Raw genomic sequence first — 23,919 nt, forward strand, 5'->3', positions numbered from 1 at the left:
CTTCATCTGCGCCAGGAAACGATCGTTTCCCCGGCGCCCAGCACGAGATGATTATATATCGGACGATACACAATGCAAGGCGCGGGGCCGGGGCGGCCCGGCGGACGGTCAGGCCGTGTGCACGGCGTCTGCCTGCGGGCTGCGTTCGCCGGCCGTGACACGGCCAATGGCGTCCAGCACTTCCGCGACTTCCGGCACCACGCCCTTCGCGCCCACGGAGACGGACTGTCCCGGCGTATTGATGCCGAAGTGCTGGCTGTCGGTCACCGTGAACAGCATCACCGAGGGCTTGCCCAGCGCATCGGCGAGGTGGACGAAGCCGGTATCGGTGCCGACCACCAGCGCGGCGGCGTCCACGCGCTGCGCGCATTCGGTGATGGTCATGCGCGGCAGCACTTCCGCGCCCGGGATCTCGGCGGCCAGCGCCTCGGATTCCGCGCGCTCGGCCGGCGAGCCCCACGGCAGCTGGATCTTGTAGCCGCGCGCGGTCAGTTCCTTGCCGACCGCGATCCAGCGCTGCGCCGGCCACTTCTTGGCTTCGACCGAGGTGGCGTGAAACAGCATCGCGCGCGGCTGGCCGTCGGCGTTGAGCGGCGTGGCGGGCGCGGGCACGCGCAGGGCATAGTGCTCGGCCGGCTCGATCGGGTAGCCGAGCGCGTTGGCCACCACCATGCGCATCTTGTAGCGGGCCGTGGCGTCGCCGTGCGGGCCGAAGATCTGGGTGTAGGCGAACACGGCGCGCGCCTCGCCGAGGTACTCGGCGGCGTAGCCGAGCCGGCGGCCCGAGCGCGCCAGCCACGCCACGATGGCGCTCTTGTAGACGCCGTGCACGTCCACCACCACGTCATACTTTTCGCGGCGCAGTTGCCACAGCGCGCCGATGATGGCGCGCAGGTCGGCCCAGCTGCGCGACTTCTTGAAGCCCCGCAGCGGCGGCGCGATCACGCGGTCCACGCCCACCGCCCAGCGCGGGATGTCGGCGCAGGAGGCATCCGCCACCCAGTCGATCTTGGCCTCGGGATAGGCGCGGCGCAGGTCGGACACCAATGGCAATGTGTGGACCATGTCACCCAGCGAGGTGATCTTGATGACGAGAATGCGTTTCATGGGGCGGTCGGGGTAACGGTGGAACGGGCCGGATGCGGCGAGGGCGTAGTATGCACCAGGCCGCCCCGCCGGCGCACCTGCGCCGCCCGCGCGCCGCGTTCAGCGCCAGGCCGCCGGGCTGGCCACCACGGTGGCAAAGCGGTCATGCAGCGCGGCCAGCGCCGCGCGGTGCACCTCGGCGGCCGCCAGCGGCACGCCGCCGAGCGGGTCGGGCAGGTCGCGCGTGGCGCACGCGGCGGCGACCACGGTGCTGCGATATCCGTGGTCGAGCGCCGAGCGCACCGTCGCGCTGATGCACATATGGGTCTGGAAGCCGCCCACGATCAGTTCCTTGCGGCCGAGCTGCGCGAGCAGCGCGGCCAGCGTGGTGCCGGCGAAGCTGTTGGGCAGCCCCTTGACCACGGTGTGCTCGCCGTCGCGCGCCTCCAGGCCTTCGATCAGCGCGGCATGCCGGCCTTCCGGATCGAAGGCGCCGCCGCTGCCGGCGCGGCCGTGATGCACCACGTGCACGACCGGGCTGCCGTGGCGGCGCGCCAGCGCCAGCAGTTCGGCGCAGGCCGCGATGGCGGCCGGCATGCCGGCCAGCGGCAGCTTGCCGTCCACGTATTCGCGCTGGTGGTCGACCAGCACCAGCGTGGCGGCCTCCCAGGCCGAAGGGGCGCGGCTGGCGCCGGCGAGGTCGAGCAGGGTGAAGGGTGCGGGCATCGTGGCTCCTTTTGTCCTTTTGGTGTGGAAGCGCCGGGAATCCCGTCGCGGGTCCGGTCGCGGCGGAGTTGAGGCGGGTTGCCGGCATCGCCGGGCGGTCAGTGTGCTGGCGATGATAGGACGCGCTATCCTGTCCGGCAATTCTCAATCCGCTCACATCCGCTGTGCAAAAACGTTCACTGCATTGGGACGACCTGCTGACCTTGTCCACGCTGATCCGCACCGGCAATTACTCGGCCTGCGCGCGCGAGCTGGGCGTGACGCACGCCACCGCGATCCGCCGCGTCCGGCGGCTGGAAAGCGCGCTCGGCAAGCCGGTGGCGACGCGCACGGACGGCGCTTTCGCGCTGTCTGCCGCCGGCCGCGCGGCGCTGGCGGCGGCGCAGCAGATGGAAAACTCGGCCGAGCGCCTGCTGCGCGCGGTGGAGGACACCGGCGCCGGTGTCTCGGGAGTGGTCGGCATTGCGTGCACGGCGGCGCTCGGCAGCCATTTCCTCACGCCGCGCCTGCCCGCGCTGTACCGCGCGCATCCGCAACTGGAAGTCCGGCTCGAGACCGGCAACCGCGTGGCCAGCCTGGCACGGCGGCGCGCGCACGTGGCGGTGCGGCTGGGACGGCCGCAGGAAAGCGACGTCATCGCGCAGCGCGCGGGCAGCATGGGGTTCGGCCTTTATGCGCCGGCGCGGCCGCCGGGCAGCGGGCCTTGGCCGGCGGAGGAACTAGCCGCGGCGCCGCTCTGCGGCCTGCTCGACGAAGGGCTCGCGCTGCCGGAATCGGAATGGACGCGCCGCGCCGGCGCGCGCACCGGCTTCCAGTCCAACAATATGCTGGCCGTGCACGAGGCGGTCTGCGGCGGGCTGGGCATCGGGCTGCTGCCGCACCATCTGGCGCGCGGCGATGCGCGGCTGGTGCAGGTGCGCGACGTGCCGGAAGTGGTCCGGGAGATCTGGCTGGCCTATCCGCGCGAGTTACGCGGCGCGTCGCGCTTCCGGCCGGTGATCGACTGGCTGGCGCGCACGCTCGCGCAATGCCCGTGAACGCCGCGACGGCGCGTCACGGCCGACGCCCGCCAGGCGGCGGGCGTCGGGCCTGCGCCGAGGCCGGGCTTCAGGCCGGCACGGGTTCGGCCACGGTGCCCGACACCGCCACGGTCAGCAGGTCGGCCGCGGCCTTGATGCGCTGCGGCGCACCGAACAGCCGCGCCACCACCAGGCCGTTCTGCAGGGCGCCGAGCACGGCCTGCGCCATCGTCTGCGGCGCCAGCACGGCGGGCTTGCGCTGCGTGGCCTGCGCGCTTTCCAGCAGGCGCGTGAGCCACGACTCGTTGACGCGGTAGAACTCCTTGAGCACGCGGTGCACCGGTTCGGGCAGCAGCAGCGCCTCGGTCGACAGCATGCCGACCAGGCAGACGCGGTCGCCGTCCGCCGAGTCCAGCCACGGCTTGAGGAATTCGCGGGCCTGCTCTTCCGGTGGCAGGGCGGTATCGATATGGCGCACATGGTCGCAGATGCGGGCGCTGTATTCCGTCACCGCCGCCTGGACCAGGTCTTCCTTGGTCGGGAAGTAGTAGTGGATGCTGGATGTCTTGACGCCCACGTGCTCGGCCAGGTCGCGATAGCTGAAACCATTGAAACCCCGCTGCCGGACCAGCACCAGGGTGTGCTCGAGCAGTTGTTCGCGTACGGATAGGGTTCTCATCTGGCATGCATCCGCCGTTGGGCGGACCCTCTCGACTGTCAAAGCCAATCGCGCAGCGAAAGACCGCGGGTGGCGGCCCCTTGCTGCGCCCTTCCCCGCCCCGGGTTGCGGGCGCGGGGAACCGTCATGCCTCAGGCGTTGGCGCCTTCGGTGAAGACGTCGAACTTGCCGGTGCGGGCGCCATCGGTGAAGGCGTCGCGGTTGCCGCTGCGCGCCGGGGTTGCCGATACGCCGCTGCGGTCCAGGCCGGCGACCAGCGCGCCATCGGTGAACGGATCGGCCTTGCCGCTGCGGGCGCCGTCGGTGTAGCCGTCGCGGTTGCTGATACGGGCGCCGTCGGTATAGGCATCGCGGCTACCGTTGCGCGCCGGGCTGGCCGACACGCCGCTGCGATCCAGGCCGGCGACCAGCGCGCCATCGGTGAACGGGTCGGCCTTGCCGCTGCGGGCGCCGTCGGTATAACCGTCGCGGTTGCTGATGCGGGCACCGTCGGTGTAGGCATCGCGGCTACCGTTGCGCGCCGGGGTTGCCGATACGCCGCTGCGGTCCAGGCCGGCGACCAGCGCGCCGTCGGTGAACGGGTCGGCCTTGCCGCTGCGCGCGCCGTCGGTGTAGCCGTCGCGGTTGCTGATGCGGGCGCCGTCGGTAAAGGCGTTGCGGTTGCCGATGCGCGCGCCGTCGGTATAGGCATCGCGGGCGTCGGTGCGGAACACATAGCCGTACTTGTCGCCGGCGATGCTGCTGTCCTTGGGGCCCGAGGCTTGTGCCTGGCCGGCCACGAAGGCGGCGGCGAGGGTGGCGGCGGTGATGACGGTCTTGGCGATGAGCTTGGCGTTCATGATCTTCTCCATTTCACATTGAGGATCCGCGCTGGGGGCGGAATCGAATCGGTAAGGCGCTCTGGAGTCCGGCGTTTCTCTTGCTGTTATCTACTAGTAGATAGATGATCTGGGCAAAAAAAACGGGGAGTCCCCGGGTACTGCGCTGGATCCTCTTTCCTGCTTCAGCGTTCTGGCTGGGGCGGAGCAGCGGCTTCCATGACCCGAATATTATCTACTGGTAGATAGATAGTCAAGGAGTTTTCTGAAAAATCGTTGGGAAACCTTGCATGTCGGCATTGCCGCACTTGAGGGACATGCCGGCGGCGCTGGCACCTGGACCCCAGGAAAAACAACAGAGAAGCGGGTGCGTTCAGGCTGCCGGTGAAGCCGGCTTGCTGCCTGTGGCCTCCGCTCCCCCACAAGCGGGAGAGCGGAGCAAACCCCGCGCGACACGGAAACGGGACGCGCGGCGGAACGTGCCCGGCAATCCCGCGCGAGACGCGTCCCGCACGCGCTCAGCGCACCTTGCCCTCCTTCCACGCCTGCAGCAGCTTGTCGTAGGCGATGGTTTCGCCCTTCGGCTTTTCGTTGGCCAGCTTCTTCCATGGCGCGTGGTCGTCCGACAGCCACTTGGCCGGATCGCTCTTGGGGTTCAGCTTGGGCGCGCAGTTGGTCATGCCGGCGCGCTGCAGCCGCGCCATCACCTGGTCCATCTCCTCGGCGAGGTTGTCCATGGCGGCCTGCGGCGTCTTCTCCCCGGTCACCGCGGTAGCCACGTTCTTCCACCAGAGCTGCGCCAGCTTCGGGTAGTCCGGCACGTTGGTCCCGGTCGGCGTCCAGGCCACGCGGGCCGGGCTGCGGTAGAACTCGATCAGGCCGCCGTACTGCGCCGCGTTCTTGGTCAGGTAGTCGTGGTGGATGTCGCTGTCGCGGATGAAGGTCAGGCCGGTGAGCGACTTCTTCAGCGACACCGTCTTCGAGGTCACGAACTGCGCGTACAGCCACGCCGCCGCGAGCCGGTTGGAATCGGTGTTCTTGAAGAAGGTCCACGAGCCCACGTCCTGGTAGCCGTTCTGCATGCCCTGCTTCCAGTACGGGCCGTAGGGCGACGGCGCCATGCGCCACTTGGGCGTGCCGTCGGCGTTGACCACCGGCAGGCCCTTCTTGGTCATGTCGGCGGTAAACGCCGTGTACCAGAAGATCTGCTGCGCCACCTGCCCCTGCGCCGGCACCGGGCCTGCTTCCGAGAAGGTCATGCCCATGGCCTGCGGCGGCGCGTACTTCTTCATCCAGTCGATGTACTTGGTGAGCGCGTAGACCGCGGCCGGGCTGTTGGTGGCGCCGCCGCGCGACACCGAGGCGCCTTCGGGCGTGCACTTGTCCGCGCCGACGCGGATGCCCCACTCGTCCACCGGCATGCCGTTGGGCAGGCCCTTGTCGGCGGCGCCGGCCATGGACAGCCACGCATCGGTGAAGCGCCAGCCCAGCGACGGGTCCTTCTTGCCGTAGTCCATGTGGCCGTAGACCTTCTTGCCGTCGAGTTCCTTGACGTCGTTGGAGAAGAAGTTGGCGATGTCCTCGTAGGCCGACCAGTTGGTGGGCACGCCGAGGTCGTAGCCGTACTTGGCCTTGAACTTGTCCTGCAGGTCCTTGCGCGCGAACCAGTCGGCGCGGAACCAGTACAGGTTGGCGAACTGCTGGTCGGGCAACTGGTAAAGCTTGCCGTCCGGCGCGGTGGTGAACTTGGTGCCGATGAAGTCCTTCACGTCCAGGCCCGGGTTGGTCCATTCCTTGCCGGCGCCGGCCATGTAGTCGGTCAGCGGCAGGATGGCGCCATAGCGGTAGTGCGTGCCGATCAGGTCGGAGTCGGAGATCCAGCCGTCGTAGATGGACTTGCCCGACTGCATCGAGGTCTGCAGCTTCTCCACCACGTCGCCTTCCTGGATGATGTCGTGGTTGACCTTGATGCCGGTGATTTCCTCGAAGGCCTTGGCCAGCGTCTTGGATTCGTACTCGTGGGTGGTGATGGTCTCCGAGACCACGTTCACCTGCGTGACGCCCCTGGCCTTGAGCTTGGCCGCGGCGTCGATGAACCATTTCATTTCGGCGAGCTGCTTGTCCTTGGAAAGCGACGACGGCTGGAACTCGCTGTCGACCCATTTCTTCGCCTCCGCCTCGCCGGCCCATGCGGCATGGCCGCAGGCCAGCGCGGCCGCACAGGCCATGGCCGTCATGCCCAATTTCACGTGCACCTTCATGAACGTCTCCTCGAGAATCCCCCTCCCTGCTCTTTGTCTGGGGTGCGGCCCGGGGAAGGTGCAGGCCGCCATGCCCATTGACGAGATTTCCGTCGCTTTATTCCTTGCGCCGTGCCGCGCGGCGCCAGCCCCGGCCAGCCTCAGCCCTTGCGCATCACCAGGGCCAGCACCAGCATCGACGCCACGAAGCTGATCCAGATCGAAGGCTCCTCGGCCAGCGAGAACCACGCCATCATCTTCTCGCCCAGCCCCACCCATGCCAGGTTGATCCACGCGGCGCACATCAGGCCGATGAACAGGCGGTCGCCGCGCGTGGTGGCGATCGGCAGGAAGCCCTTGCGCTCGAGCGTGGGCGCGCGCGTTTCCCACACGGTCATGCCGATCAGCATCAGCGCCACGCAGATGAAGAACACGGCCACCGGGGTGGTCCAGACCATCCAGTTGAGCATTTGTCTCTCCCTAGACGCGTCCCATCGCGAAGCCCTTCGCGATGTAGTGCCGCACGAACCAGATCACGATGCCGCCGGGCACGATGGTCAGCACGCCCGCCGCTGCCAGCACGCCCCAGTCCATGCCCGAGGCCGACACCGTGCGCGTCATGGTGGCGACGATCGGCTTGGCGTTGACCGAGGTCAGCGTGCGCGCCAGCAGCAGTTCCACCCAGCTGAACATGAAGCAGAAGAACGCCGCCACGCCGACCCCCGCCTTGATCAGCGGCAGGAAGATGGTCAGGAAGAAGCGCGGGAACGAGTAGCCGTCCACATAGGCGGTCTCGTCGATCTCGCGCGGCACGCCGGACATGAAGCCCTCCAGGATCCACACCGCGAGCGGCACGTTGAACACCAGGTGCGCCAGCGCCACGCCCAGGTGCGTGTCCATCAGGCCGATGGTGGTGTAGAGCTGGAAGAACGGCAGCAGGAACACCGCCGGCGGCGTCATGCGGTTGGTCAGCAGCCAGAAGAAGACGTGCTTGTCGCCGATGAACCGGTAGCGCGAGAAGGCATAGGCCGCGGGCAGGGCCACCGTGATCGAGATCACGGTGTTCAGGGCCACGTAGATCATCGAGTTGATGTAGCCCGAGTACCACGACGCATCGGTGAAGATGGTCTTGTAGTGGTCCAGCGTGAAGTCGTTCGGCCACAGCGACAGCGTGGAGACGATCTCCTCGTTGGACTTGAACGACATGTTCAGCATCCAGTAGATCGGCAGGACGGCGAACACCAGGTAGGCCGCGAGGAAGATCGCGCGGCCGTAGGTGGCGCGCTGCTGGGTGTCACGCATGGGGCATGTCCTCGCTGCCGGCGCTGCCGGCGGTACCCGCGCGCTGCATCCAGTTATAGAGGATGAAGCACATGAGCAGGATGATGAGGAAGTAGACGATCGAGAACGCCGCCGCCGGGCCCAGGTCGAACTGGCCCACGGCCTTCTGCGTGAGGTACTGCGACAGGAAGGTGGTGGCGTTGCCCGGGCCGCCGCCGGTCAGCACGAAGGGCTCGGTGTAGATCATGAAGCTGTCCATGAAGCGCAGCAGCACCGCGATCATCAGCACGCCGCGCAGCTTGGGCAGCTGGATGTGGCGGAACACCGCCAGGCGCGAGGCGCCGTCGATCTGCGCGGCCTGGTAGTAGGCGTCGGGGATGGCGCGCAGGCCGGCATAGCACAGCAGCGCCACCAGCGGCGTCCAGTGCCACACGTCCATCACCAGCACCGTGACCCAGGCATCGACCGCGCTGCCGGTGTAGTTGTAGTCGAAACCCATGCCGTCGAGCGCGGCGCCGAGCAGGCCGATGTCGGTGCGCCCGAAGATCTGCCAGATGGTGCCCACCACGTTCCACGGGATCAGCAGCGACAGCGCGATCACCACCAGCACCGCCGACGCCTTCCACCCTTTCGCCGGCATCGACAGCGCCAGCAGGATGCCCAGCGGGATCTCCACCGCCAGCACCGCGAGCGAAAAGCCGAGCTGGCGCAGCAGCGCGTCGTGCAGCTCGCCGTCGCGCAGCACGGTGCGGAACCACTCGGTGCCGACGAACACCCGCCGCTCCGGCGAGATGATGTCCTGCACCGAGTAGTTGACGATGGTCATCAGCGGCAGGACGGCGGAGAACGCCACGCACAGCACCACCGGGATCACCAGCAGCCAGGCCTTCTGGTTGACGGGCTTCAGCGTGCTCATGCCACCAGCTCCTCGTTGACGTAGTAACAGGTATGACGGTTGAACACGGACAGCCACACGGTCTGGCCCTGCGCCAGGCCCGCGGCCTCGTTGCCGAGCCGCGCGCGCACCAGCGCGGTCGCGCCGCCGGCGCCCTGCACGGTGGCGGTGACCAGCCAGTAGGTGCCGATGTCCTGCGCGCGCTCCACGCGCGCGGGCAGCGCCTGCGGATCGGTGCCGGCGGCCAGCCGCAGGTATTCCGGGCGCACGCCCACCTTGAAGCCGCCGGCGGCCTGCAGCGCGGCCGCCGCCGGCGCGGCCAGCCCGGGCATGTAGCGCCGCCCGGCGATCTCGATGGCGCCGTCGCGCCACTGCCCGGCCAGGAAGTTCATGCCGGGCGAGCCGATGAAGTTGCCGACGAAGGTATGCGCGGGCCGCTCGAACAGCGCATCGGCCGAACCCACCTGCACCGCCTTGCCGCGCGACATCACCAGCACCTGCTCGGCGAAGGTGAGCGCCTCGGTCTGGTCATGGGTGACGTAGATCAGCGTGAGGCGGAACTCGTGGTGGATTTCCTTGAGCTTGCGCCGCAGCTGCCATTTGAGGTGCGGGTCGATCACCGTGAGCGGCTCGTCGAACAGGATCGCCGAGACGTCCTGCCGCACCAGCCCGCGGCCCAGCGAGATCTTCTGCTTGGCGTCGGCGGACAACCCGCTGGCGCGCCGGTCCAGCGCGGCGGACAGGTCCAGCATCTCGGCCACGCGGCCCACGCGCTCCCTGACCTGGGCCGGCGCCACGCCGCGGTTGCGCAGCGGGAAGGCCAGGTTCTCGCCCACGGTCATGGTGTCGTAGATCACCGGGAACTGGAACACCTGGGCGATATTGCGCGCCTGCGGCGTGGCCGCGGTGACGTCGCGCCCGTCGAAGGCGATGGTGCCGTGCGAGGGCCGCAGCAAGCCGGAGATGCAGTTGAGCAGCGTGGTCTTGCCGCAGCCGGACGGCCCCAGCAAGGCATACGCGCCGCCGTCGTCGAAGGTGAACTTCAGCGGCAGCAGCGCGTAGTCTTCGTCGGACTGCGGATCCAGGCGGTAGGAATGGGACAGGTCGAGATCGATGCGCGCCATGTCAGGCCCCCTGCCCCGCGGCAACCGGCGCCGCCGCGTGCCCGGGCCGCGCGGGCGCGTGGATGCGCTTGCCGGCGGCATCGAACAGGTACAGCTGCGACGGGTCGAGGTGCAGCGTGAGCGGCGCGCCCAGCTGCAGGTCGACCACGCCGGGGAACTGCGCCACCAGGTTGCCCACCGGCGAGTCCATGTGCACGTAGGTGTCCGAGCCCGACAGTTCGGCCAGCGCGACCCGGCCGGAGACCGGCACCATGCCGGGCGCGGCTTCCAGCCGCAGCACGCCGGCGCGCACGCCCACCGTCACCGGGCCGGCGTGGCCCGCGGCCTCCGGCAGCGGCACGGCGATGCCGCCCTGCAAGGTCACGGCCCCGTCCAGCAGGTCGCCGGCCATCAGGTTCATCGGCGGATCGCTGAAGGCGCGCGCCACGCGCAGCGAGTCGGGATAGTGGAAGACCTCGGGCGTGGGGCCGTATTGCAGCAGCTCGCCGGCATCCAGCACGGCGGTATGGCCACCCAGCAGCAGCGCCTCGCCCGGCTCGGTGGTGGCGTAGATCACGGTGGCGTCGCCATGCGCGAACAGTTGCGTGAGTTCCTCGCGCAGTTCCTCGCGCAGCTTGTAGTCCAGGTTCACCAGCGGCTCGTCCAGCAGCATCAGCGGCGCGCCCTTGGCCAGCGCGCGCGCCAGCGCCACGCGCTGCTGCTGCCCGCCGGACAGCTCGGCCGGCAGGCGCTCGAGCAGGTGGTCGATGTGCAGCCGCGCCGCCAGCGCCCGCACCTGGCCGCCGATGTCCTTCGCGCGGCGCAGCTTGAGCGGCGAGGCGATGTTGTCGAACACGGTCAGCGAGGGGTAGTTGATGAACTGCTGGTAGACCATGGAGACATTGCGCTCGCGCACCGGCACGCCGGTCACGTCCACGCCGTCCACTTCCACGCGCCCGGCGCTGGGCCGGTCCAGCCCCGCCATGACCCGCATCAGCGAGGTCTTGCCGGCCTGCGTGGCCCCCAGCAAGATGGTCACGGCGCCCGGCACGGGCGCCAGCGACATGGGATACAGATACGCCTGCGAACCAGCCTGCTGGGCGATGCCTTCCAATCTGAGCTGCATCGGGTCTCCGGGATTCGAATGCTCACTGCATCACATGGACAGCGATGATGCAGACGCACAAACTCTTGCTTTCCGCTCGTTTTAGTGCAAAAACGAAAACAAAACAATCATGCACTGCATCATTTGTTTTCGTTTGTGTTTGAACTAGAATGCCCGCATGACGCTCAATCCACGCCAGACCGCCCTGCTCGAAGAGGTACGCAGCCAGGGCTTCGCCTCCATCGACGAACTTGCCCGCAAGTTCGGGGTGACCCTGCAGACGGTTCGCCGCGACGTCAACCTGCTGGCCGAGAACGGCATGCTGGCGCGCTTCCACGGCGGCGTGCGCATGGAAGGCTCCACGGTGGAGAACATCGCCTACCGGCAGCGGCAGGTGCTCAATGCCGAGGGCAAGGCGCGCATCGCGCGCGCGGTGGCCGGCGCGGTGCCGGAGGGCTGCTCACTGATCCTGAACATCGGCACCACGGTGGAGGAAATCGCGCGCGAGCTGATCCATCACCGCGGCCTGCGCGTGATCACCAACAACCTGAACGTGGCCGGCATCCTGGCCGACAACCCCGATTGCGAGGTCATCGTGGCCGGCGGCGTGCTGCGCTCGCGCGACCGCGGCATCGTGGGCGAGGCCACGGTGGAGTTCATCAGCCAGTTCAAGGTGGACATCGGCCTGATCGGCATCTCGGGCATCGAGGCCGACGGCACGCTGCGCGACTACGATTTCCGCGAAGTGAAGGTGGCGCGGACCATCATCGAGCATTCGCGCGAGATCTGGCTGGCGGCGGACGCCAGCAAGTTCAACCGCCAGGCCATGGTGGAACTGGCGCACCTGTCGGAAATCGACCGGCTGTTCACCGACGAGCCCCTCAAGCCCGCGTTCGAGCGCATGCTGGAAGACAGCGGAGTGAATTGTGTGGTCGCGCAGGACTGAACGCGGCCGCAGGCCGCGCCTGCCGGGCAGCGCCGGCGCCGGCGGCGCCGCGCACCCGCCGGGAGGCTTACTTGACTTACTTGAAGACGACGGTCTTGTGGCCGTTGACCAGGATGCGGTGCTCGGCGTGCCATTTGACGGCACGCGCCAGCGCCACGCATTCCACGTCGCGGCCCACCGCGGTGAGCTGCTCCGGGGCCATGCTGTGGTCCACGCGCTCGATCTCCTGCTCGATGATCGGGCCTTCGTCCAGGTCCGCCGTGACGTAGTGGGCGGTGGCGCCGATCAGCTTCACGCCGCGGTCGTGGGCCTGGTAGTAGGGCTTGGCGCCCTTGAAGCTGGGCAGGAACGAGTGGTGGATGTTGATGGCGCGGCCGGCCAGCTTGCGGCACAGGTCGTCGCTGAGCACCTGCATGTAGCGCGCCAGCACCACCAGGTCGATGTTCTGGTCGCGCACGACCTCGAACACCTTGGCCTCCTGCGCGGCCTTCTGCTCGGCCGAGGCGTTCATCAGCGGCAGGTGGAAGAACGGGATGTCGTAGGACGCGGCCAGCTGGTAGAAATCGCGGTGGTTCGACACGATGGCGGCGATCTCGACCGGCAGGCCGCTGGCCTTGGCGCGGAACAGCAGGTCGTTGAGGCAGTGGCCGATCTTGGACACCATGATCATCACGCGCGGCTTGACGCTGGCGTCGAACAGATCCCACTGCATGCCGAACTGGTCGCCGACCGGGGCGAACGCGGCCTTCAGCGTGGCCAGGTCGGGGCCGCCCGCGGCGGGCGTGAAATGCACGCGCATGAAGAAGCGGCCGGTGAATTCATCGCCGAACTGGTCGGAGTCGACGATGTTGCAGCCGTGCTGGAACAGCAGGCCCGAAACGGCGTGGACGATGCCCGGCTGGTCCGGGCAGGAAATGGTCAGAATGAATCCGGTATTGCTCATCGTGTGTTGTTCTGTCGAGTGCGCGCCGATCATGCGCGGCGGGTGCCGGGGCCGCTGCCGGCGCGGCTCCAGCCGCGCCGTTCGAGCGTATCCAGCGTCACCAGCGTCGCATCGACGGTCATGGCGCCATCCGCCATGATAGCAAGCAATGCCTCGGGCTCGATACGGCGGTGCTCGGCCACTTCGCCGTCGCGGTTGTGCGGCGTGAAGCCCGCGGGCAGCATCAGGTCGTACACGTACACCGCTTCCCACTGCACGCCTTCGGGGATTTCGCGCAGCACCTCGATCACGCCGTGCCCCTCGGCGCGCCGCGCCAGCGCGGGCGGGATGCCGGATTCCTCGTCGCACTCGCGCACCAGCGTGGCGAGCGGATCGCTGCCGGCCGGCATGCCGCCGGCCACCAGGTTGTCCCACATGCCGGGGTCGACCGCCTTGGCCGCGCTGCGCCGCGAGATCCACAGCGCGCGCTCGCCCTCGATCACGCCGTTCATGTGCGAGGCAAAGGTCAGCAGGCCGAGGAAGCGCGCCGCCGCCCGCTCGATCACCGCGAACGCGGGCGCCTCCAGCGCCGGCGTGACCGCGAACAGCTCGTCGCGCCAGCCGCGCACGTGGCCGGCATCCGCCAGCCAGCGCGCCAGCGCGGCCAGCGCTTCGCTGCGCGCGGCAGGCTCCGCGCAGCCCGGCAGCAGCGCAACCGTGCCGGCCGCCTCGTCGGCCAGGACGGCCGGCACCGCGTCCTGCGCGCGCAGGATCCGCGCATGCGCGCGCGGCAGCCAGCCGACCTGCCGGCCGTCCACGGTCAGCTTCAGGTGGGTGCCGGCATCGAAGCGGCTGCGCGCTGCCAGCGAGGCGGTAATGCGGGAGAGAAACGAAGTATCGGACATGAATATTGCGGGCCGCCGCGGTGGCGCGCCCGTCGAATGGAATCCAGGAAAAAAGGCATGACGCAAATCCGCCCTGCGGGCCAGCCCCGCGGCCAGTCCCCCGGCCAGCCCCGCTACGTGCTCGCGCTGGACCAGGGCACCAGCAGCTCGCGCGCCATCCTGTTCGACCACGCCGGCAACGTGGTGCGGGTCGCCCAGCGCGAGTTCCGGCAATATTACCCGCACCCCGGCCACGTCGAGCACGATCCCTACGAGATCTGGCAGTCGCAGCTGGCGGTGGCGCACGAGGTGCTGGGCGACGCCGGCGTCGCCGCCAGCCAGGTGCAGGCCATCGGCATCACCAACCAGCGCGAGACCACCGTGCTGTGGGACCGCAAGACCGGCGAGCCGGTCGGCCGCGCGCTGGTCTGGCAGGACCGCCGCACCGCGCCGATGTGCGAGGCGCTGCAGGCCCAGGGCCACGGCGAGCTGTTCCGCGAGCGCACCGGGCTGATCGTCGACGCCTACTTCTCCGGCACCAAGCTGCGCTGGATGCTGGACAACATCGAGGGCGCGCGCGAACGCGCCGCGCGCGGCGAGCTCGCCTTCGGCACCGTCGACAGCTGGCTGATCTGGCAGCTCACCGACGGCAAGCGCCATGTCACCGACGTCTCCAACGCCTCGCGCACGCTGCTGTTCAACATCCATACCTTCGCCTGGGACGACGCCCTGCTCGGCGTGCTGGACATCCCGCGCAGCCTGCTGCCCGAGGTGGCGCCGTCCAGCGGCGAGGTGGCGCGCACGGCCCTGCGCTGGTTCGGCGCCGAGATCCCGGTGGCCGGCATCGCCGGCGACCAGCAGGCCGCCACCTATGGCCAGGCCTGCCTGTCGCCCGGCATGGCCAAGAACACCTATGGCACCGGCTGCTTCCTGCTGATGAACACCGGCGCGCAGCCGGTCGCCTCGCACAACCGCCTGCTCACCACCATCGGCTGGCAGCTCGGCGGCGCCGCGCCGGCGGCCAGCCGCACGCAATACTGCCTCGAAGGCGGCGTGTTCATGGGCGGCGCCACCATCCAGTGGCTGCGCGACGGGCTGCAGATCATCAACAGCGCGCCCGAGGCGGAACCGCTCGCGCGCCAGTGCGAGGATACCGATGGCGTGGTGCTGGTGCCGGCCTTCGCCGGCCTCGGCGCGCCGCACTGGGACCCGTTCGCGCGCGGCACGCTGGTGGGCATCACGCGCGGCACCGGGCGAGCGCACATCGCGCGCGCGGCGCTGGAATCGATCGCGCTGCAGAGCGTGGACGTGCTGGACGCCATGCAGAAGGACGCCGGCATCTCGCTGGCCGAGCTGCGCGTGGACGGCGGCGCCTCGCGCAGCGACCTGCTGATGCAGATGCAGGCCGACCTGCTCGGCACGGCCGTGGTGCGCCCACGCGTGACCGAGACCACGGCGCTGGGCGCCGCCTACCTGGCCGGCCTGGCCACCGGCTACTGGAGCGGCGAGGAAGAAATCGCCAGCCAGTGGCAGGTGGAACACCGCTTCGAACCCAACCTGTCCGCCGACGCGCGCGCCTACCGGCTGTGGCGCTGGCGCCGCGCGGTGGAACGCGCGCGCGACTGGGCGCGCGAAGACGGCGCGCCGCCGCACGCGTCCAGCTGACGGCCCCGCGCACCGCCGCACCGGGCCGCAACCGCTCCAGGCATTCGCTTCAGACAAGGAATCATGCAGAAACTGTCCTCCCCCACCCTGCCGCCGGACCGCGCCGCGCTGCTCGCCACGCTCGAGCGCGAGCCCAAGTGGGACGTGATCGTCATCGGCGGCGGCGCCACCGGCCTCGGCACCGCGGTGGACGCCGCCTCGCGCGGCTACCGCACGCTGCTGGTGGAAGCCGCAGACTTCGCCAAGGGCACCTCGAGCAAGGCCACCAAGCTGGTCCATGGCGGCGTGCGCTACCTGGCGCAGGGCAATATCAGCCTGGTGCGCGAGGCGCTGCACGAGCGCGGGCTGCTGGCGCGCAACGCGCCGCACCTGGTGTGGCCGCTCGGCTTCGTGGTGCCGGCCTACCAGCTGTTCGACCAGCCGTTCTACGGCATCGGCCTGAAGGTCTACGACCTGCTGGCCGGCGGGCTCAACCTGTCCGGCAGCCGCTGGCTGAACCACCGCGAGACGCTGGCCGCCGCGCCCACGCTGGCCGAACACGTGGGCGGACGGCCGCTGCGCGGCGGCAACCTGTACTTCGACGGCCAGTTCGACGACGCCCGCCTGGCCATCGCGCTGATGCGCACGCTGTTCGACGTCGGCGGCACCGCCGTCAATTACCTGCGCGTCACCGGCCTGTCGCAGAAGCACGGCGTGATCGATGGCGTCACCGTCCAGGACGCGCTCGGCGACGCCACCTTCGCGCTCAAGGCCGATTGCGTGATCAACGCCACCGGGGTGTGGGTGGACGCCATCCGCCAGATGGAAGACGGCCAGGCGCGCAGCATGGTGGCGCCGAGCCAGGGCGTGCACCTGACCCTGCCGCGCAGCTTCCTGCCGGGCGAGCGCGCCATCCTGATCCCCAAGACCGACGACGGCCGCGTGCTGTTCGTGGTGCCGTGGAACGGCCACACCATCGTCGGCACCACCGACACGCCGCGCAAGGACCTGCCGCTGGAGCCGCGCGCCGGCGCCGACGACGTCGACTTCATCCTCGAAACGGCGGCGCGCTACCTGTGCCGCACGCCGACCCGCGCCGACGTGACCAGCGTGTGGGCCGGCCTGCGCCCGCTGGTCAAGGCCACCGGCGAGGCCTCCACCGCCTCGCTCTCGCGCGAGCACACCATCCTGGTGTCCAGGGGCGGCCTGATCACCGTCACCGGCGGCAAATGGACCACCTACCGCCGCATGGCGCAGGACGTGGTCGGCACCGCCATCGAGCGCAAGATGCTGCCGGCCGCCCCCTGCGTGACCGCCGACCTGCCGTTGCACGGCGCGCAGGGCCTGCCCGCCGACCTGCCCGCGGCCGGCAGCGGCTCGCCCGACCGCTACTACGGCAACGAACTCGCCATGCTGCGCGCGCTGCCCGGCCAGGAGGAAATCCTCGTGCCCGGCTCCGGCCTGAGCGCCGCCCATGTGCGCTTTGCCGCGCGCTTCGAGCTGGCGCGGCGCGTGGAAGACGTGCTGGCGCGGCGCAACCGCGCGCTGTTCCTGGAAGCGGGCGCCGCCAGCGCGGCCGCGCCGCGCGTGGCGCAGATCCTGGCCGAGGAACACGGCCACGACGCCGCCTGGCAGGCCGCCGAGGTGGAGAGCTTCCGTTCCCTGGCCAGCGGTTATATGCTGTCCTGATGCCCGCACGCGAACCAGGAGCCTCCATGCCGCCGCGCTTTCCGCAGCACTGCCTCCCCGCCGCCGCCCTGGCCGGCACCCTCGCCCTGGCGGCGTTCCCGGCGCAGGCCAGGCCCGGCATCGACGGCGTGCGCTTCGATGCGCCGCAGACGGTGCGCTACCGCTGCGACGGCGGCAAGCAGCTCACCGCGCGCTACTTCAACAGCCCCGACAACCAGATCGCCATCCTGCGCCTCGACGGCAAGGCGCCGCTGCTGTTCGTCAGCGTGCTGACCGGCTCCGGCGCGCGCTACTCGCACGGCATCCACCAATGGATCACCAAGGGCGACGAGGGCCGGCTCCAGGACCTGACGCAGGGCGACGACGCGCCCCCCGTCTACGCCAACTGCAAGGCCGCGAAATAAGCCGCCCACGGGCCGCCCGCGGCCGGCCCGCGGCATAACATTTGGTCGCGCAGGCTCCCGCTGAGCGATAATGCGGCTTATCGAATCAGGGAGAACACCATGGACGAGATTGACGATCTGTCCGATCTGCCGATGCCCCGCTTCATCTGGGGCTTCGCCATCTTCACGCCCAAGGGCGGCGAGGTGATGCATGACGAGTTTGAATATCTGACCCACACCCGCGCCCCGCGCTTCACCTGCCGGGTAGTCGAGCTGGAAGACATGCCGGCCGACAGCGAGGAAAACGGCATCGACGGGCGCATCGTGCACTACGACGAGCCGGGCCGCCTGTTCTACATCACCGACGCCGGGCTGGCGCTGGTGAACTTCGAGCTGTTCGACAGCCTGCCGGACAAGAACAAGCTCAAGAAGGTCTGCGACGAAGCCATCACGAACTGGCTGCTGCGCCGCGATTTCCTCGAATCGGAAGAAGGCGAGGAAGACTGAGGACCCCGGCCCCGCTGCGCCAACGGTCTTTTGCCGAATCCCGCAATGACGGCCGCCGCGCCGTCATTGCCCTGGCCCCGCCTCCCGTCCCGCCTCCCGTCCCGCTTCCCACCTCCCGCTTCCCGCCTCCCACTTCCCGCCTCATCTTCCCGCACCGCCCCTTCGCCGCCACCGCACCGGCTTGCGCCGCATGGCGGCTGCCTCCGCCGGCCATTTCTCCGCCGCCGGGCAGGTCAGCCCCGTCCTACATGGCAAGGGGAGACCGCCGGACACCGCGCACAAGGCCCGCTCCCTATAGTGGAACCGTGGAAAACAGCGAAAGAAAGGAAGGAAATCATGCCCTACATTCTCGCCTGGCTGCTCGGTGTCCCGGCCTTCGTGCTGCTGCTGATCTGGCTGTTCGTGCATTGACGCGCAGCTGCCCGACCGGCTGCCCGGCTGGAGGGCGGCACCGGGCCCCCGCAGGCGCCGCGCGGCCTGCCTGAAACGAAAACGCCCGCTGGGATCCCAGCGGGCGTTCTTCTTTCTGCTTGTCGGCAGCCACTTGCCGCCTTGCCAGCCGACGGCCAGGCGCGATCAATGCATCACACCACCCGGCGCGTGCGGCAAGCGCCGCGCAACCGCATCAGGCCGAAGCGGCCGCCGCAGCCTGCTGCGGCAGCCCGCGCTCCAGCGCTTCCTTCAGCAGGGCGCTCATGCCGCCCGGGTGATCCACCGCCAGCGTCTGCAGGCGCTTGACCAGTTCGCCGTCGAGCTTGCATGCGAACGGCACCAGGCCCTGCTCCTGGTCGAGGCGGCGCTGCTCGCGGCGATCGACTTTCGGCTGGGCGCCTTCGCGCGCGGCGCGCACGGCGGCACTATGCTTCAGGCTGTTGGCGAGCTTCAGCCCTTTGTTCTTTTCGAGGTCGGTCTTTTTCACGGCTTGTTCCGCTAGAGTCAGTCTGGGGCGGTATTGTACGCAGGTCCGCGCCGGCCACCGGCGGCAGCCCCCGAGCCCGCGGCGGCAACGCTATTCCTCGCCCCGTACCTCGATCAGCTCGGCCGCCACGCGCTCGATCTCCACGTACACGGGCAGCGCGGCATCGGGACCCGTGCAACCCACCCCGCTCGCATCGGCCGCGCTAGCGCCGGGCGGCAGGAACACGAAGGCCATGCCGGGCTGCCAGCGCGGATCGTTCTTCAGGCTTTCATTGAGGATCGCCAAGTACTGGCTGCGGGTGAACACGTGCTTTGCCATCTTCGCCTCCGATACGTTGTCCGGATCGTAGCATGGCCCGCAAGTGCCTCAATGGCTCGACGGATCGACGGCCCGATGGGCGCGCGACCGGCCGCTCAGCCGGCCGGCTCCATGGACCAGCCCGGCCCCTTGCCGTTCTTGTCGCTCTCGTGGCGCCAGCGGCAGCCGCAGTCCGCGCAGGTATAGGTGGCGAAGGTGATCGCGGGCTCCCCGCGCGGCTTGATGCGCTGCGTATCGGTCAGCAATAGCCGCGGATGCCCGGTGCCGCCGGTCGAGCCGGGCCGGATCTGCGCGCACGCGTCGCAAAGAATCATCGTCGCTCCCGCGCCCAGTGCGCGTGGCCGATGCGGCCGGCGCGACCGATGCGGGCACGATTGCCCGTATCGCGGACGGCCGCTATTTGTCTGCCGCCATCGCTTTGAGCTGGGCATCGCCAGCCACGCGCGCGGCGTCCGAAGTGGTGAAGGTATCGTCGGAAACGATATTGCGCCTGACCAGGCGCGCATCGAAATCGACCAGCGTGATCACCCATACGTAACGCCCGGCCTGCGGCGCGGTCTGGACGAAGGCCTGCAGATGCGGCGTGGAATCCTTGGACATGATGCTCCTCCGGAGAACGCATCGGGCCACTGTAGCACGAGCGCGCGCCCGGCGGCAGCGGCGCGCGGCTCAATGCTCGAAGTCCAGGCCGCCCAGCAGCACCGTGGCATCGGCCTGCGAGCGCGTGCCGAAATCGATCTGCCGCGGCGCCTGCCACGCGCGCAGCTTGCCCGGCAAGGCCGCCAGGTACTGCGCGAATTTCTCTTCGCCGCCGGCCGCGAACAGAGCCCCGATCTCGAGGCCGTCCCAGGACAGGTAGATATTCAGCGGATGCGCGAAGCGCCGCGCCCCCTCGAGCGGCTCGCCGTGGATATGGACCCGCGCGGGACTCTCGCCGCGCACCAGCTCGACGTGGACGCGGTGCCGGAACAGCCCGGCGAGCGCCTCGGCGATGCGGGGGGCGAACTCGGCATCGAAGCGTGCCGCAATGTCATGACTCACGTTTGTCTCTTCCCGGTTTTTACCGGGATCGTAGCACGCAGGACCGGGGGCGCCGGCGCCCCCGGCACCGGCCGAAACTCCGGTTGACCCTTGCGGCTGCCGGCCTATACTGAAGTCCTGCCGACTGAGACACGCCGTAGCAAAGCGAAGGTAGGTCGCAGAATGGCCCGCTGGCCGGCAAGGCGGCGAGGCCGAGCAAGCCGATTCAGGCCTGCACGTCCGAACCGGACCCCAGCGCGTTTGCGGACCCGGTTCGGATCCCCTTTCCCTGGCTCGCGCGGCCTGGCTGGCGCGGCGCGGCACAAGCAACACCGGCAGGAAACCAGGCACCTTCGCAGGCTCCTTCGGAGACACTTCGCGAAGGTGCCTTTTTGCTGCCTCTTTTTATTCGCCACGCCCGGCGCCGGCGCAGCCGCTCCAGCGAGCCGCCCTTCATGACCTTGCCGGGCAAGGCATGGCCGACCAGTTGCTCGGCCAGCTGCGCGGCCGCGACCAGCTTGTCGAGATCCAGGCCGGTCTCGATGCCCATCTCCTCGCACAGCGCCACCAGGTCCTCGGTGCAGACGTTGCCCACCGCCGGCGGCACGCCGCCGCTGGCGCTGCCGAAGCCGGCGAACGGGCAACCGCCCAGGCCGCCGATGGCGGCGTCGAACTGGCGCACGCCCATCTCCAGCGCCGCCACGGCATTGGCCAGCGCCGCGCCGCGCGTGTCGTGCAGGTGGAGCTTGATCTCGACCTCGGGCCAGCGCTCGCGCACCGCGCCGACCAGGCGCCGCACGTGCAGCGGATTGGCCCAGCCCATGGTGTCCGCAAGCCGCAGCGCGGCAAGGCGGCTGCCGTGCTCGGCCAGCAGCTGGGCGGTGCGCTCGATCAGGCCGACCACGTGCTCCACGGGCACGTCGCCCTCGAAGTTGCAGCCGAACGCCGCCATCACGCCGAGGCTGTCCGGCACCATGCCGGCCGCGCGGTAGGCCTCGATCCAGCGCGGCATGTCCGCGAAGGCATCCTCGATGCCGCGGTTGGTATTGCGCCGGATGAAGGTCTCGCTGGCCGTGATCGTCAGGCGGCCTTCCATCGCGATCCGGCCGCTGGCGCGCGCGCGTTCCAGGCCGCGCGTATTCAGCCACAAGGCGCGCCACGTCATGCCGGGGATGTCGGGTAGCGCGGCGATCACCTCGGCCGAGTTCGCCATCTGCGGCACCGCGTCCGGCTTGACGAACGACCCGACCTCGATCTCGCGCAGGCCGGCGGCGGCCAGCGCCGCGATGAGCTCGAGCTTCTCGGCGACGGTGAGCACCTTCGGCTCGATCTGCAGGCCGTCGCGCGGGCCGACTTCGATGATGTGGACGGAGCGGGGATAAGTCGTCATGCGGATTCAATGTGGGCAGGATGGGCGCGCCGCAGGGCAGCCGGCGGGCTGGCGAAGCGGCGCGCGATGCCTGCATGCTAGGCATCCGCGCACGCGCTGGCAACGCATGGAACGGTGCTGCCCGCCGATATCCGCCCGCTGATATGTGCGCGCCGCGCCGCCGGCCGGCCGCAAATATCACCAGCGTGATATCGCGCCCGGCTGGCCGCCGAATGCTTGCGACGCCGCAACGCGGTGGCTATTCTGGCCCTCGAACTTGTCCTGCCATGCCCGCCGTCGCGGCATGCCCCCGGAAACGACTCACGATGCCAAGCAACCAACCCTTATCCGGCTACACGATTGTCGAGATCGGCCACAGCGTGGCCGCGCCCTACACGGGGCTGATCCTCGCCAACCTCGGCGCCACTGTCATCAAGGTGGAAAACCCCGGCGCGGGCGACCATGCGCGCGGCTGGGGCCCCCCGTTCTTCGACGAGGCCGGGCCGCACTTCGTCGCCATGAACCGCAACAAGCGCAGCGCCGCCATCGACCTGGCCGACGACACGCAGCGCGAAGCGCTGCGCCGCCTGATCCTGGAAGAGGCCGACGGCGTCATCTGCAACCTGCGCGCCGGCGTGGCCGACCAGTTCGGCGTCGGCCCGGCCTCGCTGCTGGAAGAGAATCCCGCGCTGGTCTATTGCGAGATCGGCGCCTTCGGCAGCGGCGGGCCGATGTCGCACAAGCCCGGCTACGACCCGCTGATGCAGGCCTACGGCGGCATGATGAGCATCACCGGCGAAAGCGCCGAGCGCCCGCCGATCCGCGTCGGCGTGTCGATCATCGACATGGGCGCCGGCCTGTGGGGCGCGGTCGGCATGCTGTCCGCGCTGCTCGAGCGCGAGCGCACCGGCCTGGGCGGCCTGGTCGAGACCTCGCTGTTCGAAACGGCGCTGGCCTGGACCACGGTACCGGTCACGCGCGCGCTGATGAAAGGCGGCCCGCAGCAGCCGCAGGGCTCCGGCGCGGCCGGCATCGTGCCCTACCAGGCCTTCCGCACCCAGGACGGCTGGCTGGTGATCGGCGCCGGCAACGACAAGCTGTTCGCCAAGCTGGCCGGCGCGCTGGACCTGCCCGAGCTGGCCGGCGACGAGCGCTTCCGCACCAACCGCGGCCGCGTGCAGAACAAGGACGCGCTGATCCCCGTGCTCGAGGCGCGCGCGCTCGCGCACACCAACGCCAGCCTCGGCGCGCTGCTCGACGCCCACGGCGTGCCGAACGCGCCGGTGCAGACCATCGAGCAGGTCGTCGACGATCCGCAGACGCAGGCGCTCGGCATGATCCAGGCCGGCCCCGAAGGCTCGATGCCGACCGTCGGCCTGCCACTGCGGTTCGACGGCAAGCGAACCGCCTACCACAGCGCCGCGCCGCGGCTCGGCGCGCATACCGGCGACGTGCTGGACAACCCCGCCGGCGAAGAGGACCGCGCATGACCGCAACCCACGAAACCTACGAAACCATCGAGACCGCGCTGTCCGACAACGGCACGCTGGTGGTGACGCTGAACCGCCCGCAGGCGAGCAACGCCACCAACACGCAGATGGGGCGCGAGATGCGCGACATGTGGGCGCGCGTGGCGGCGCCCGGCAGCGGCGTGCATTGCGTCATCCTGACCGGCGCCGGCCGCGCCTTCAGCGCCGGCGGCGACCTCAAGGAACGCAACGGCATGACCAACGAGCAATGGCAGCAGCAGCACGCCATCTTCGAGGCCAGCCGGCGCGGCCTGATCGAATGCCCGGTGCCGGTCATCGCCGCCGTCAACGGGCATGCCTACGCGGGCGGCTGCGAGACCGTGCTCGCGTGCGACTTCGCCTACGCCGTGCGCTCGGCGCGTTTCGCGCTGACCGAGGTCACGCTCGGCATCATGCCCGGCTCGGGCGGCACGCAATACCTGCCGCGCGTGGTCGGCCAGCCGCGCGCGATGGAGATCATCCTGACGGGCCTGCCGTTCTCGGCCGAGCAGGCACGCGAGTGGGGCATGGTCAACGAGCTGTTCGACGATGCGCCGTCCATGCTGCAGGCCGCGCTGGCGACCGCCGCGCGCATCGCGCAGAACGCGCCGCTGTCGATCCGCCAGGCCAAGAAGTCGATCCGCACCGGCCTGCAGCTCGACATCCGCAGCGCGCTGCAGTTCGAGGTGGAGGCGTATAACAGGCTGGTCGGCACCGAAGACCGGCGCGAAGGCGTGAAGGCCTTCCAGGAAAAGCGCAAGCCCGTGTTCACCGGGCGCTGATGCGCCGGTGCGCGCCCGCGCGCACCGGAACATGCCGAAGAATGTGAAAGCGCAAGACAGAAAGAGAGAGACGACA

The 23,919-nt window shown here is 69.6% G+C and carries 26 protein-coding genes; 8 read left to right on the plus strand and 18 right to left on the minus strand.

Features of this window, described 5'->3' with window-relative positions:
* Window positions 1-108: 108 nt before the first annotated feature.
* Both waaC and ACKI2N_RS12560 read right to left on the minus strand, forming a co-directional pair.
* Window positions 109-1,107 carry a lipopolysaccharide heptosyltransferase I gene (gene waaC / locus ACKI2N_RS12555; protein WP_420996300.1) on the minus strand — a complete coding sequence of 333 codons (999 nt, stop codon included), beginning with the start codon at window positions 1,105-1,107 and terminating at the stop codon, window positions 109-111.
* Window positions 1,108-1,206: 99 nt separating this feature from the next.
* Window positions 1,207-1,812, minus strand: coding sequence for a cysteine hydrolase family protein (locus ACKI2N_RS12560; protein ID WP_420996301.1), 606 nt, complete (start codon window positions 1,810-1,812; stop codon window positions 1,207-1,209).
* A gap of 164 nt (window positions 1,813-1,976) precedes the next feature.
* Between ACKI2N_RS12560 and ACKI2N_RS12565 the strand changes: the two genes are divergently transcribed.
* Window positions 1,977-2,849 carry a LysR family transcriptional regulator gene (locus ACKI2N_RS12565; protein ID WP_420996302.1) on the plus strand — a complete coding sequence of 291 codons (873 nt, stop codon included), beginning with the start codon at window positions 1,977-1,979 and terminating at the stop codon, window positions 2,847-2,849.
* Window positions 2,850-2,919: 70 nt separating this feature from the next.
* Here the strand turns inward: ACKI2N_RS12565 and ACKI2N_RS12570 are convergent, their stop codons facing one another.
* The 8 genes from ACKI2N_RS12570 to ACKI2N_RS12605 all read right to left on the minus strand — a co-directional run bounded on the left by ACKI2N_RS12570 (window position 2,920) and on the right by ACKI2N_RS12605 (window position 10,973).
* Entirely contained in the window at window positions 2,920-3,510 is a 591-nt protein-coding gene (locus ACKI2N_RS12570; protein ID WP_420996303.1) for a TetR/AcrR family transcriptional regulator, read from the minus strand.
* A 131-nt stretch (window positions 3,511-3,641) separates the two neighbouring features.
* Window positions 3,642-4,349 (minus strand): copper resistance protein CopQ, encoded by a 708-nt coding sequence (locus ACKI2N_RS12575; protein WP_420996304.1) that lies wholly within the window; start codon window positions 4,347-4,349, stop codon window positions 3,642-3,644.
* A 497-nt stretch (window positions 4,350-4,846) separates the two neighbouring features.
* Window positions 4,847-6,577 carry an ABC transporter substrate-binding protein gene (locus tag ACKI2N_RS12580; protein WP_420996405.1) on the minus strand — a complete coding sequence of 577 codons (1,731 nt, stop codon included), beginning with the start codon at window positions 6,575-6,577 and terminating at the stop codon, window positions 4,847-4,849.
* A 152-nt stretch (window positions 6,578-6,729) separates the two neighbouring features.
* Window positions 6,730-7,038, minus strand: a complete 309-nt coding sequence (locus ACKI2N_RS12585; protein WP_420996305.1) for a DUF2160 domain-containing protein — start codon at window positions 7,036-7,038, stop codon at window positions 6,730-6,732.
* Between the two features lie 10 nt (window positions 7,039-7,048).
* Window positions 7,049-7,870 (minus strand): carbohydrate ABC transporter permease, encoded by an 822-nt coding sequence (locus ACKI2N_RS12590; RefSeq protein WP_420996306.1) that lies wholly within the window; start codon window positions 7,868-7,870, stop codon window positions 7,049-7,051.
* Complete coding sequence (locus ACKI2N_RS12595) at window positions 7,863-8,756, minus strand: carbohydrate ABC transporter permease (RefSeq protein ID WP_420996406.1); 894 nt, start codon at window positions 8,754-8,756, stop codon at window positions 7,863-7,865. The genes ACKI2N_RS12590 and ACKI2N_RS12595 overlap by 8 nt, the downstream gene beginning before the upstream one ends.
* A 5-nt stretch (window positions 8,757-8,761) precedes the next feature.
* On the minus strand, window positions 8,762-9,868 hold the full coding sequence (locus ACKI2N_RS12600; protein WP_420996307.1) for an ABC transporter ATP-binding protein: 1,107 nt from the start codon (window positions 9,866-9,868) through the stop codon (window positions 8,762-8,764).
* A gap of 1 nt (window position 9,869) precedes the next feature.
* On the minus strand, window positions 9,870-10,973 hold the full coding sequence (locus tag ACKI2N_RS12605; protein WP_420996308.1) for an ABC transporter ATP-binding protein: 1,104 nt from the start codon (window positions 10,971-10,973) through the stop codon (window positions 9,870-9,872).
* 157 nt (window positions 10,974-11,130) lie between these two features.
* Here ACKI2N_RS12605 and ACKI2N_RS12610 point away from each other — a divergent pair, with 157 nt between their 5' ends.
* Window positions 11,131-11,898, plus strand: a complete 768-nt coding sequence (locus ACKI2N_RS12610) for a DeoR/GlpR family DNA-binding transcription regulator (protein ID WP_420996309.1) — start codon at window positions 11,131-11,133, stop codon at window positions 11,896-11,898.
* A 76-nt stretch (window positions 11,899-11,974) separates the two neighbouring features.
* On the opposite strand, the gene purU is transcribed toward ACKI2N_RS12610, so the two are convergent.
* Both purU and ACKI2N_RS12620 read right to left on the minus strand, forming a co-directional pair.
* Window positions 11,975-12,841 carry a formyltetrahydrofolate deformylase gene (purU, locus tag ACKI2N_RS12615; protein ID WP_420996310.1) on the minus strand — a complete coding sequence of 289 codons (867 nt, stop codon included), beginning with the start codon at window positions 12,839-12,841 and terminating at the stop codon, window positions 11,975-11,977.
* A 29-nt stretch (window positions 12,842-12,870) separates the two neighbouring features.
* Window positions 12,871-13,725 (minus strand): DUF4743 domain-containing protein, encoded by an 855-nt coding sequence (locus tag ACKI2N_RS12620; RefSeq protein ID WP_420996311.1) that lies wholly within the window; start codon window positions 13,723-13,725, stop codon window positions 12,871-12,873.
* Window positions 13,726-13,782: 57 nt separating this feature from the next.
* Between ACKI2N_RS12620 and glpK the strand changes: the two genes are divergently transcribed.
* The 4 genes from glpK (at window position 13,783) to ACKI2N_RS12640 (ending at window position 17,927) form a co-directional block, all read left to right on the plus strand.
* The gene (gene glpK / locus ACKI2N_RS12625; protein ID WP_420996312.1) at window positions 13,783-15,369 is read left to right on the plus strand and encodes a glycerol kinase GlpK; all 1,587 of its coding nucleotides are present in this window, start codon (window positions 13,783-13,785) and stop codon (window positions 15,367-15,369) included.
* Window positions 15,370-15,432: 63 nt separating this feature from the next.
* Window positions 15,433-17,037, plus strand: a complete 1,605-nt coding sequence (locus ACKI2N_RS12630) for a glycerol-3-phosphate dehydrogenase/oxidase (protein ID WP_420996313.1) — start codon at window positions 15,433-15,435, stop codon at window positions 17,035-17,037.
* A gap of 26 nt (window positions 17,038-17,063) precedes the next feature.
* Window positions 17,064-17,441: an MliC family protein gene (locus ACKI2N_RS12635; RefSeq protein WP_420996314.1), complete on the plus strand. Its 378-nt coding sequence runs from the start codon at window positions 17,064-17,066 to the stop codon at window positions 17,439-17,441.
* Window positions 17,442-17,540: 99 nt separating this feature from the next.
* The gene (locus tag ACKI2N_RS12640) at window positions 17,541-17,927 is read left to right on the plus strand and encodes a hypothetical protein (RefSeq protein ID WP_420996315.1); all 387 of its coding nucleotides are present in this window, start codon (window positions 17,541-17,543) and stop codon (window positions 17,925-17,927) included.
* 625 nt (window positions 17,928-18,552) lie between these two features.
* Here the strand turns inward: ACKI2N_RS12640 and ACKI2N_RS12645 are convergent.
* The 6 genes from ACKI2N_RS12645 to ACKI2N_RS12670 form a co-directional block, all read right to left on the minus strand.
* Window positions 18,553-18,846 (minus strand): hypothetical protein, encoded by a 294-nt coding sequence (locus ACKI2N_RS12645; RefSeq protein ID WP_420996316.1) that lies wholly within the window; start codon window positions 18,844-18,846, stop codon window positions 18,553-18,555.
* Between the two features lie 90 nt (window positions 18,847-18,936).
* Entirely contained in the window at window positions 18,937-19,164 is a 228-nt protein-coding gene (locus ACKI2N_RS12650; RefSeq protein WP_420996317.1) for a hypothetical protein, read from the minus strand.
* Between the two features lie 95 nt (window positions 19,165-19,259).
* Window positions 19,260-19,478 (minus strand): hypothetical protein, encoded by a 219-nt coding sequence (locus ACKI2N_RS12655; RefSeq protein WP_420996318.1) that lies wholly within the window; start codon window positions 19,476-19,478, stop codon window positions 19,260-19,262.
* An 82-nt stretch (window positions 19,479-19,560) separates the two neighbouring features.
* Window positions 19,561-19,764, minus strand: coding sequence for a hypothetical protein (locus ACKI2N_RS12660; RefSeq protein WP_420996319.1), 204 nt, complete (start codon window positions 19,762-19,764; stop codon window positions 19,561-19,563).
* Between the two features lie 69 nt (window positions 19,765-19,833).
* A complete protein-coding gene (locus ACKI2N_RS12665; RefSeq protein ID WP_420996320.1) occupies window positions 19,834-20,205 on the minus strand; it encodes a DUF5594 family protein in 372 nt (123 codons plus the stop codon).
* Between the two features lie 205 nt (window positions 20,206-20,410).
* Entirely contained in the window at window positions 20,411-21,574 is a 1,164-nt protein-coding gene (locus tag ACKI2N_RS12670) for a hydroxymethylglutaryl-CoA lyase (protein ID WP_426989723.1), read from the minus strand.
* Window positions 21,575-21,879: 305 nt separating this feature from the next.
* On the opposite strand from ACKI2N_RS12670, the gene ACKI2N_RS12675 reads away from it, so the two are divergent.
* The gene (locus ACKI2N_RS12675; RefSeq protein ID WP_420996322.1) at window positions 21,880-23,043 is read left to right on the plus strand and encodes a CaiB/BaiF CoA transferase family protein; all 1,164 of its coding nucleotides are present in this window, start codon (window positions 21,880-21,882) and stop codon (window positions 23,041-23,043) included.
* Window positions 23,040-23,843, plus strand: coding sequence for an enoyl-CoA hydratase/isomerase family protein (locus ACKI2N_RS12680; RefSeq protein ID WP_420996323.1), 804 nt, complete (start codon window positions 23,040-23,042; stop codon window positions 23,841-23,843). The genes ACKI2N_RS12675 and ACKI2N_RS12680 overlap by 4 nt, the downstream gene beginning before the upstream one ends.
* Window positions 23,844-23,919 lie beyond the last annotated feature (76 nt).

Origin of the sequence: Cupriavidus sp. 30B13 (genome assembly GCF_049059565.2) — a bacterium.
Lineage (GTDB): Bacteria > Pseudomonadota > Gammaproteobacteria > Burkholderiales > Burkholderiaceae > Cupriavidus.

Excerpts from the sequence above, each read along its gene's own strand:
- waaC (WP_420996300.1), bottom strand. The coding sequence starts at position 1,107 with ATGAAACGCATTCTCGTCATCAAGATCACCTCGCTGGGTGACATGGTC.
- ACKI2N_RS12560 (WP_420996301.1), bottom strand. The coding sequence starts at position 1,812 with ATGCCCGCACCCTTCACCCTGCTCGACCTCGCCGGCGCCAGCCGCGCC.
- ACKI2N_RS12570 (WP_420996303.1), bottom strand. The coding sequence starts at position 3,510 with ATGAGAACCCTATCCGTACGCGAACAACTGCTCGAGCACACCCTGGTG.
- ACKI2N_RS12575 (WP_420996304.1), bottom strand. The coding sequence starts at position 4,349 with ATGAACGCCAAGCTCATCGCCAAGACCGTCATCACCGCCGCCACCCTC.
- ACKI2N_RS12585 (WP_420996305.1), bottom strand. The coding sequence starts at position 7,038 with ATGCTCAACTGGATGGTCTGGACCACCCCGGTGGCCGTGTTCTTCATC.
- ACKI2N_RS12590 (WP_420996306.1), bottom strand. The coding sequence starts at position 7,870 with ATGCGTGACACCCAGCAGCGCGCCACCTACGGCCGCGCGATCTTCCTC.
- ACKI2N_RS12600 (WP_420996307.1), bottom strand. The coding sequence starts at position 9,868 with ATGGCGCGCATCGATCTCGACCTGTCCCATTCCTACCGCCTGGATCCG.
- ACKI2N_RS12605 (WP_420996308.1), bottom strand. The coding sequence starts at position 10,973 with ATGCAGCTCAGATTGGAAGGCATCGCCCAGCAGGCTGGTTCGCAGGCG.
- ACKI2N_RS12610 (WP_420996309.1), top strand. The coding sequence starts at position 11,131 with ATGACGCTCAATCCACGCCAGACCGCCCTGCTCGAAGAGGTACGCAGC.
- purU (WP_420996310.1), bottom strand. The coding sequence starts at position 12,841 with ATGAGCAATACCGGATTCATTCTGACCATTTCCTGCCCGGACCAGCCG.
- ACKI2N_RS12620 (WP_420996311.1), bottom strand. The coding sequence starts at position 13,725 with ATGTCCGATACTTCGTTTCTCTCCCGCATTACCGCCTCGCTGGCAGCG.
- glpK (WP_420996312.1), top strand. The coding sequence starts at position 13,783 with ATGACGCAAATCCGCCCTGCGGGCCAGCCCCGCGGCCAGTCCCCCGGC.
- ACKI2N_RS12630 (WP_420996313.1), top strand. The coding sequence starts at position 15,433 with ATGCAGAAACTGTCCTCCCCCACCCTGCCGCCGGACCGCGCCGCGCTG.
- ACKI2N_RS12635 (WP_420996314.1), top strand. The coding sequence starts at position 17,064 with ATGCCGCCGCGCTTTCCGCAGCACTGCCTCCCCGCCGCCGCCCTGGCC.
- ACKI2N_RS12640 (WP_420996315.1), top strand. The coding sequence starts at position 17,541 with ATGGACGAGATTGACGATCTGTCCGATCTGCCGATGCCCCGCTTCATC.
- ACKI2N_RS12650 (WP_420996317.1), bottom strand. The coding sequence starts at position 19,164 with ATGGCAAAGCACGTGTTCACCCGCAGCCAGTACTTGGCGATCCTCAAT.
- ACKI2N_RS12655 (WP_420996318.1), bottom strand. The coding sequence starts at position 19,478 with ATGATTCTTTGCGACGCGTGCGCGCAGATCCGGCCCGGCTCGACCGGC.
- ACKI2N_RS12660 (WP_420996319.1), bottom strand. The coding sequence starts at position 19,764 with ATGTCCAAGGATTCCACGCCGCATCTGCAGGCCTTCGTCCAGACCGCG.
- ACKI2N_RS12670 (WP_426989723.1), bottom strand. The coding sequence starts at position 21,574 with ATGACGACTTATCCCCGCTCCGTCCACATCATCGAAGTCGGCCCGCGC.
- ACKI2N_RS12675 (WP_420996322.1), top strand. The coding sequence starts at position 21,880 with ATGCCAAGCAACCAACCCTTATCCGGCTACACGATTGTCGAGATCGGC.
- ACKI2N_RS12680 (WP_420996323.1), top strand. The coding sequence starts at position 23,040 with ATGACCGCAACCCACGAAACCTACGAAACCATCGAGACCGCGCTGTCC.